7 protein-coding genes and 2 pseudogenes are annotated in these 6673 nt (G+C 60.3%); 7 read left to right on the top strand and 2 right to left on the bottom strand.

Annotated elements, in window-relative coordinates:
• Window positions 1–230: 230 nt before the first annotated feature.
• A complete protein-coding gene (locus AC5ZGW_RS38860; RefSeq protein ID WP_283813350.1) occupies window positions 231–353 on the top strand; it encodes a PIN domain-containing protein in 123 nt (40 codons plus the stop codon).
• A 24-nt stretch (window positions 354–377) separates the two neighbouring features.
• Here the strand turns inward: AC5ZGW_RS38860 and AC5ZGW_RS38855 are convergent, their stop codons facing one another.
• Together AC5ZGW_RS38855 and AC5ZGW_RS38850 are read right to left on the bottom strand one after the other, a co-directional pair.
• On the bottom strand, window positions 378–1385 hold the full coding sequence (locus tag AC5ZGW_RS38855) for a murein L,D-transpeptidase catalytic domain family protein (protein ID WP_130231402.1): 1008 nt from the start codon (window positions 1383–1385) through the stop codon (window positions 378–380).
• A gap of 95 nt (window positions 1386–1480) precedes the next feature.
• Window positions 1481–2422 (bottom strand): metal ABC transporter substrate-binding protein, encoded by a 942-nt coding sequence (locus AC5ZGW_RS38850; RefSeq protein ID WP_130231400.1) that lies wholly within the window; start codon window positions 2420–2422, stop codon window positions 1481–1483.
• Between the two features lie 212 nt (window positions 2423–2634).
• Here AC5ZGW_RS38850 and AC5ZGW_RS38845 point away from each other — a divergent pair, with 212 nt between their 5' ends.
• The 6 genes and pseudogenes from AC5ZGW_RS38845 to AC5ZGW_RS38820 all read left to right on the top strand — a co-directional run bounded on the left by AC5ZGW_RS38845 (window position 2635) and on the right by AC5ZGW_RS38820 (window position 6251).
• Window positions 2635–3606, top strand: a complete 972-nt coding sequence (locus AC5ZGW_RS38845; protein WP_130231398.1) for a CobW family GTP-binding protein — start codon at window positions 2635–2637, stop codon at window positions 3604–3606.
• A gap of 10 nt (window positions 3607–3616) precedes the next feature.
• Window positions 3617–3823 carry a hypothetical protein gene (locus AC5ZGW_RS38840; protein WP_130581344.1) on the top strand — a complete coding sequence of 69 codons (207 nt, stop codon included), beginning with the start codon at window positions 3617–3619 and terminating at the stop codon, window positions 3821–3823.
• 78 nt (window positions 3824–3901) lie between these two features.
• Window positions 3902–4342: a hypothetical protein gene (locus AC5ZGW_RS38835; RefSeq protein WP_130231394.1), complete on the top strand. Its 441-nt coding sequence runs from the start codon at window positions 3902–3904 to the stop codon at window positions 4340–4342.
• 147 nt (window positions 4343–4489) lie between these two features.
• Window positions 4490–5126 (top strand): annotated as a pseudogene (locus AC5ZGW_RS38830) (DUF1007 family protein).
• Window positions 5123–5584, top strand: a pseudogene (locus tag AC5ZGW_RS38825) (HoxN/HupN/NixA family nickel/cobalt transporter); the annotation flags it as partial. The pseudogenes AC5ZGW_RS38830 and AC5ZGW_RS38825, both read left to right, overlap by 4 nt.
• A 265-nt stretch (window positions 5585–5849) precedes the next feature.
• Window positions 5850–6251: a HoxN/HupN/NixA family nickel/cobalt transporter gene (locus tag AC5ZGW_RS38820; protein ID WP_349644902.1), complete on the top strand. Its 402-nt coding sequence runs from the start codon at window positions 5850–5852 to the stop codon at window positions 6249–6251.
• Window positions 6252–6673 lie beyond the last annotated feature (422 nt).

The raw sequence follows: 6673 nt of genomic DNA, 5'->3' as shown, positions 1-6673 counted from the left end.
CTCCTTGTGGCGTTCGAATAACGACCACGTTTTAGCACGATGATGCTGTCGGAGCGGGCCGTTCCACCACATCAATCTGGGTGGGAAGCACTGTCATCCTGATTGCCGCGCGGCACGGAGCGCTTCGGCAAGCGCGCCCTGTCGCTCGATGACGACATCGTTCGGCGTTGGGGAGGATTTCCGGCGAGGCGAAGCGGGCGGGCCGCCATGCTCCGCCTGTGATCGACACGATGCTCGCCGCAACCGCGATGGAGCACGATCTCTATCTGGTCACACGCAACGTGAAGGACACGAAGCCATCTGGCGCGATGGTGTTCGATCCGTGGAACGAGGATGCACAGATGTTTCCTTGAGTCCGCGTGCCGGACGGTAGAAATTCACCGCCCCTTGCAAATCGGCATCGGCCCTTGCGCTGGTGCCGGATGATCCTTCTTGTATTGAGCCAGGATCGGCTCGTGGGTTTCCTTTGGCCAAAATTTTGGAGCGCGGATTTCGTTCAGACAGGAAGCGTTCCAATATAGTCCCTGGCCGGATAGCGACCGGCCGGCCGCAACCGCTCGCGCGACGGCTTCGATGTCGGCAGAGTTAGGATAGATGTAAAGCGTTGTCGGATTATCCTTCACCATCGCGATGATTAGGTCGGCGTCCGATGGCGACCAACTGGTGCAGCCGTTGCTGCGGCCGCCAGCGTAATCCTCCAGTGTTCCAAACGGAACGTAACCGTCGTGGTTTGCGTACGGACTGCGTGGGTCCTTTCGAAGACAGACGTTCCTCAACAACTCGGCCGGATGCCCGCCGATCTCGCGCTCTCGGGCATTTGCGGTCTCGCCCTCGCCATCAAACTGAACAAACGAGCGTATCAGAACTGCGTCTTGTTTCGCCGAAACACGGTAGTAGCCTTTGAACGACGTCTTCGTCTCGCCGGTTACATAGGCCCCGCCGGCCGTCAGTCTCGAATCCATGGCGTTGCTGAAGTTCTTCGCGCAGCGTCTTCCGTTTGCGAAATCCGCGACGCCTTTCACATCGCGACCGCCGCCGTGACCGGCCGAAATTGCACGAAACAATCGCTCGGATTCGCAGATAACATAGAACCGACGCCCCAATTTGCCTTCGTCTAAATCGTTGGGACGCGTCGCGTCCATGGCGAAGTAGCAAGGATTCTTCACCGCGCCTTGGTTCACTTTTTGCTGGTAAAGCGCACGCGCCCTCTGCAAGACCAGTTCTGTGATTTGATGTTCGCCTTCGCCGACATGTGCCCTCAGCCAAGCTGGAACTCCCGACGGTTGCTGCGCGGCAAAAGACCGCGGCAACGCCAATAAGGCGATGATGACGATGGCACGACTGAAGATATTGACGATAGTCAGAAGAACGGATTTTAACCGCACCAGATCAATTCTCCTGTCGAAGCATTTTGCATGCTAGTTCAAGCGTCGCGGCGTGTTCAACCGTTGGGGCAGGGTCACCCGCCCGGACAAGCACGTCAGTTCCCAAGAGCGCTCGCGATCGTCCTGATATTGTGCCTGACCATCTCGATGTAGTTCGGAGCCTCGCCATTCTCGCTCGTCAGGCTATCCGAATAAAGCGTTCCGCCGATGGCTGCGCCGGTTTCGGAGGCAATCTGGCGCATCAGTCTGGGGTCGCTCACGTTCTCCAAAAACACCGCCGGAATCTTCTCTTTCTTGATCTGCGTGATGATGGTTGCGATATCCCGCGCGCTCGGCTCGGTTTCGGTCGAAACGCCCTCCGGCGCTACGAACGTGAGGTCGTAGGCAGCGGCAAAATAACCAAAGGCATCGTGGGTTGAAATCACCTTGCGCCGCTCTTGGGGGATCGGCGCCAGCGCCTCGCGAACCTCGTGGTCGAGTGCCTCCAGCTTGGTCAGATAGGCCGATGCATTGGCCCTGTACGTCGCAGCGTTGGCGGGATTGGCGGCGATCATGGCGTCACGGATATTGGTGATATAGATCTCGGCGTTCGCAACGGATTGCCAGGCGTGCGGGTCGACTGCCCCCGCGCCGCGATCACGACTCAGTATCTCGCCGGCAGCGACCTTGCGCAACATGATGCCATGGGCAGCGACGAAGGTGGTCGCGGTGCTGCCAGATGATTCCACAAGCCGCGGTAACCAACCCTCCAGTCCGAGGCCATTGACGATGACAAGTCTGGCGCTCCTGATCGCCTCCGCATCGGCGGTCGGCGGCGTGTAGACATGGACGTCACCGTTGGGACCGACCAGCGTTGTGACGTCGACCCCATCACCGCCAACGTTCCTGGCAAAATCACCGAGGATCGAAAACGTCGCCACGACCTTTAGCTTTGTTGCGCCCTGTTGCGCAGAAGCTGGCAAGCTCACCGAGGCTAGTGTAAGGCCAACAAAAATCAGCAGCCGAAACCGTCGAAAGCAGGCCTGCTGCCACGGCATAGAGATGTCGTGTGGCGAACGACGGGTCAATCGAAATGAAATCGCCGTCGAGCGTCCGCGTGTCTGCTCTCAGCCGCCAGAACGGTTGTCCCGCATCTGCCAAGCCCAAGTCTTTCCCTTTGCATCTCCTCCTATTACCTGTAATGTTATAACATTACAATACGGTTTCGCGGCGGCGTTTCGCATCACGTTGCTGAGTGGAAAATGGCCCCATGCCCGATGCTGCACCCCGGCTTCCCGTCACCGTTCTGACCGGTTATCTCGGCTCCGGGAAGACGACGCTGCTCAACCGCATCCTCTCGGAAGCGCACGGCAAGCGATATGCCGTGATCGTGAACGAGTTCGGAGAGGTCGGTATCGACAACGATCTCATCGTCGACGCCGACGAAGAGATTTTCGAAATGAACAACGGTTGTATTTGCTGCACGGTTCGGGGCGACCTCATCCGGATCATCGCAGGGCTGATGCGGCGCAGCCGAGCCTTCGACGGCATTGTCATCGAGACGACAGGGCTCGCAGATCCGGCACCGGTGGCGCAGACGTTCTTCGTCGACGAGGACGTCCGCCGCAAGACGAAGCTCGACGCCATCATCACCGTCGCGGATGCCAGGCATCTCCTCGAACAGATAGACCGCGCGCCGGAAGCGCAGGAGCAACTCGCGTTCGCCGACGTCGTTCTCGTCAACAAGGTTGATCTTCTCGATGTGGACGGGCTCGCAATAGTCGAACGTCGTATCCGAAACATCAACCCATATGCGAAGATTCACAGAACGGAGCGCTGTGGTATCGAGCTCGCCCAGATACTGGGGCAAGACGCCTTCAATCTCGAGCGCATCCTCGAAGTCGAGCCCGGATTCCTCACCGAGGAACACGAGCACGAACACGACGACGGGATCGGCAGCCTGTCCCTGGTCGCAGACCGACCGATGAAGCCCAACAGGTTCATGTCCTGGATTCAGGATGTCACCCAACGCTTTGGTCCGGACATCCTACGCATGAAGGGCATCGCATCGATGGAGGATGACGATCGGCAATTTGTCGTTCAGAGCGTGCACATGCTCGTTGAAGGCGGAAGTCGGCGTCCCTGGAAGGCCCAGGAAACGCGCGAGACACGGCTCGTTTTCATCGGGCGCGACCTGCCAAAGGACCTGCTAAGGCAGGGCTTTGAGGCTTGCTGTGCCTGACAGTGCGCTGATGGGTGAGATCGTAGGATTTGTTCCAAAATCCGAGCTCGAGCGGCTTCGCCTCATTCGCGAAGCGCGCGCGATCTATGACAGCATCTTTCCACCAACCGATGCGGTCGGTGAGCGACCGCATGACGGAGCCGGCAAAGGTGATGCAACCGAACTCAAAGAACCCGCTCCCTCGAAAGGAAACGTCCGGCTGACGGGGCGCTCCTAGCCGCTCGATCGCCATATTTTTCTCGTCCAGTGCGGGGAGATCGCAAATGAAAGGGCGGCCATTGCGCGCGTTCGGCTGATGGCGGTCGAGGCCCAGACGTCGGAAGGGAACGGCTCTTTGGCAGCGGCGACAATGATGATGGCAGGGGCCTTCGCGCGATGCGGAGCCTATCTCGCGCTGGCGGCGCTGATGCTGCAGCTCGCGCTGTCTTTCGCCCACGTCCACACGCATGATCTCGCCTTTTCAGGGGGCGACCGCCCCGATGTCGTGAGCCTCAGGCACGCCAGGTCGACACAGCACGCCGTAACGCAGCTGCCGTCGCGGCTGGCCGATGACGACGACCACTGCCCGATCTGCTTCTCGGGTTTCCTGCTGTCGAACTCTTCGCCACCGGATGCGCCCGCAGATTCGCATCCGCTGCGATTCACCGCGATTGATCGTGCGTTCAATCCGGTTTCCTATCGGATGTTTCAGGCACGTCACGCGGCGTTCCTATCGCGCGCGCCCCCCGCCGCCTGACGTCTTGCTGCCAATTCAAGTCTTCCCGCAGCACAAGTCTTGCGTGGCCCGACGCAAGATGCATGCGTCACCTGACTCCAAACGCATTTGAGACCATCGCTCCCGCTTCTTGCGGAAGCCGTCAGCATCCGATTCGGCGGATAGACCATGACCAGACGCACCTGTTGCTACTGCGCGATCTTTCTCTTGTGGTTGTCCGTCAGCCGCGCACAGGCGCATCCCCATGTCTGGGTCACGTTCCATAGCGAAATCCTCTACGCCGCCGATGGCATCATGACGGGTATCCGCCACGCCTAGACCTTCGATGACATGTTTTCAGCCTATGCCCTTCAGAGCATCTCGCATGCGAAAAAGGGCCAATACACGCGCGAGGAACTGGCCTCGCTCGCCCAAACCAACGTGGATTCGCTCAAGGAATATGACTATTTCACTTACGCCCGTGCCGACGGCAAGAAGCTGAAATTCACTGACCGGAGCGACTACTGCCTCGATTACAAGAACGCTGCCCTTACTGCATTTCACTCTGCCTTTGAAAGCGCCTGCCGTCGCAAAGGCCATGCAGATCGAGATCTACGACCCCTCGACCTTCGTGGATTTCGAGTTCGCCAAGGACAAGCCGGTTTCCTTAAGCGGCGCGCCGCAATGCCTCGTGACCTACGATCTGCCGCACCAGCCAACGCCGGCTGAGCAGGCGCGGCTCGGCCAGCTCGACAGCGTCCCGCTCGACCCCTCCAGCACCTATGGAGAAATTTTCGCCAACAAGATCCTGGTGAAGTGCCCATGACCAGATCGCGTGCTGTCGCCCTGACCACCCTGGCGACGATCCTCGTCGCCTGCACGACCGGTATCCTGTCGGCATCGAGCGCGCCGTTTGGCGCGCCGCATACTGCTGTGCCCATGCCCGGCGTGACGGGCTGGGTTTTTGCCGAACAAGCCGCCTTCTACCGTTCGCTGTCGACCTTCATCCGGGCCGCCAAGGAGGATGGGGCCGCGATGTGGGAATTATTCGGCATCTCCTTCGTGTATGGCGTTTTTCATGCTGTTGGTCCAGGACACGGCAAGGCGGTGATCTCCTCCTACCTCGTCGCCAGCGAGGAGACCTGGCGCCGCGGTGTTGTGCTGTCCTTTGTGTCTGCAGCCATCCAGTCTGTCGTTGCCATCATCGTCGTAGCCATCGCCGCCGTTCTGCTTGGCGCAACCGCAAAAGCGATCGGATTAACCGTCCATCTGGTCGAGATCACGAGTTATGCTCTCGTCATCCTTATCGGCCTCAGGCTTCTTTATGTCAAAGGCCGTGGCTTCCTGATCGGCTGCCGCGAACTGAGCTGGCATCGGACGCCCGATCTGGCTTTTGCGTCGGTTCCGGCTGCCAAGAGTCTAAGCGCTACGACCTTCCGATTGTCCGAGCGGCCGCCTGGCGCCACGGCGATGCGGGGCGGGCAATGCCAGGTCGAGGGATGCGCCGCTCACGAACACGCCTTCCGGTGCCACGACGATCATGAGCATCATGAATCGGCCTGTGGGCCACGTCCATGGGCCCGAGCCGGCGGCGCTCGCCGGCGCAGGCGGCTGGCGGCGAGGGCTCGCCGCGGTGGTCGCGGTCGGTTTAAGACCCTGCTCCGGTGCGATCATCGTCCTTATCTTCGCGCTGGCTCAGGACCTGTTCTGGACCGGTGTGGGCGCAACGCTGATCATGGGCTTGGGTACGGCTGCGACGGTAGCGGCAATCGCAACCCTCGCGGCCAGCGCGCGCGAGGTCGCCAGTCGCATAGCGAAAACGCGGGTAGGACCCGGCATGCTCGCGATGCGCGCGATCGAAGTCGGCGCCGCGGCGCTCATCGTCGTCCTCGGGGCCCTGTTGCTGGCCGGCTACATGGCCAGCGAGCAACTCTGGATGTTCACCGGGTAGGCCTGACGCCATCATTCAAATCGGACGAGCCGACCTGTCATGGCAATTTGTGGCGTTCGCTTTGGTACCAGCCGATCGTCCGCTGCGGTCGGATGCCCGGGGAGGTGAAGCGGACGAGCGGCCATACCAGTCATCGATGCGATCCTCGCCGAGACCGCGATCGGACGCGGTCTTTGTCTCGTGACGCGCAACGTGAAGGACACGAGGCCGGCGGCAGCGATGGTGTTCGATCCGTGAAACGACGATGCAGAGAAGTTTCCGCTGAGCCCACGTTCCGGGCGGTCGCGATAAAAATTCGCAATTCAGCGATTCGGCTCATCACGCACGCGATTCTTTCAGCGGCGCTAACGATTTGGCGCGTCTCTCCCCGGTGCGAACGACGCGCACAAAAGATAGCCTTACGCGGCGGCACTACGATTCGG

Source organism: Bradyrhizobium sp. Crot121, from assembly GCF_059512385.1.
This window is presented reverse-complemented; position numbering and strand designations above follow the sequence as displayed.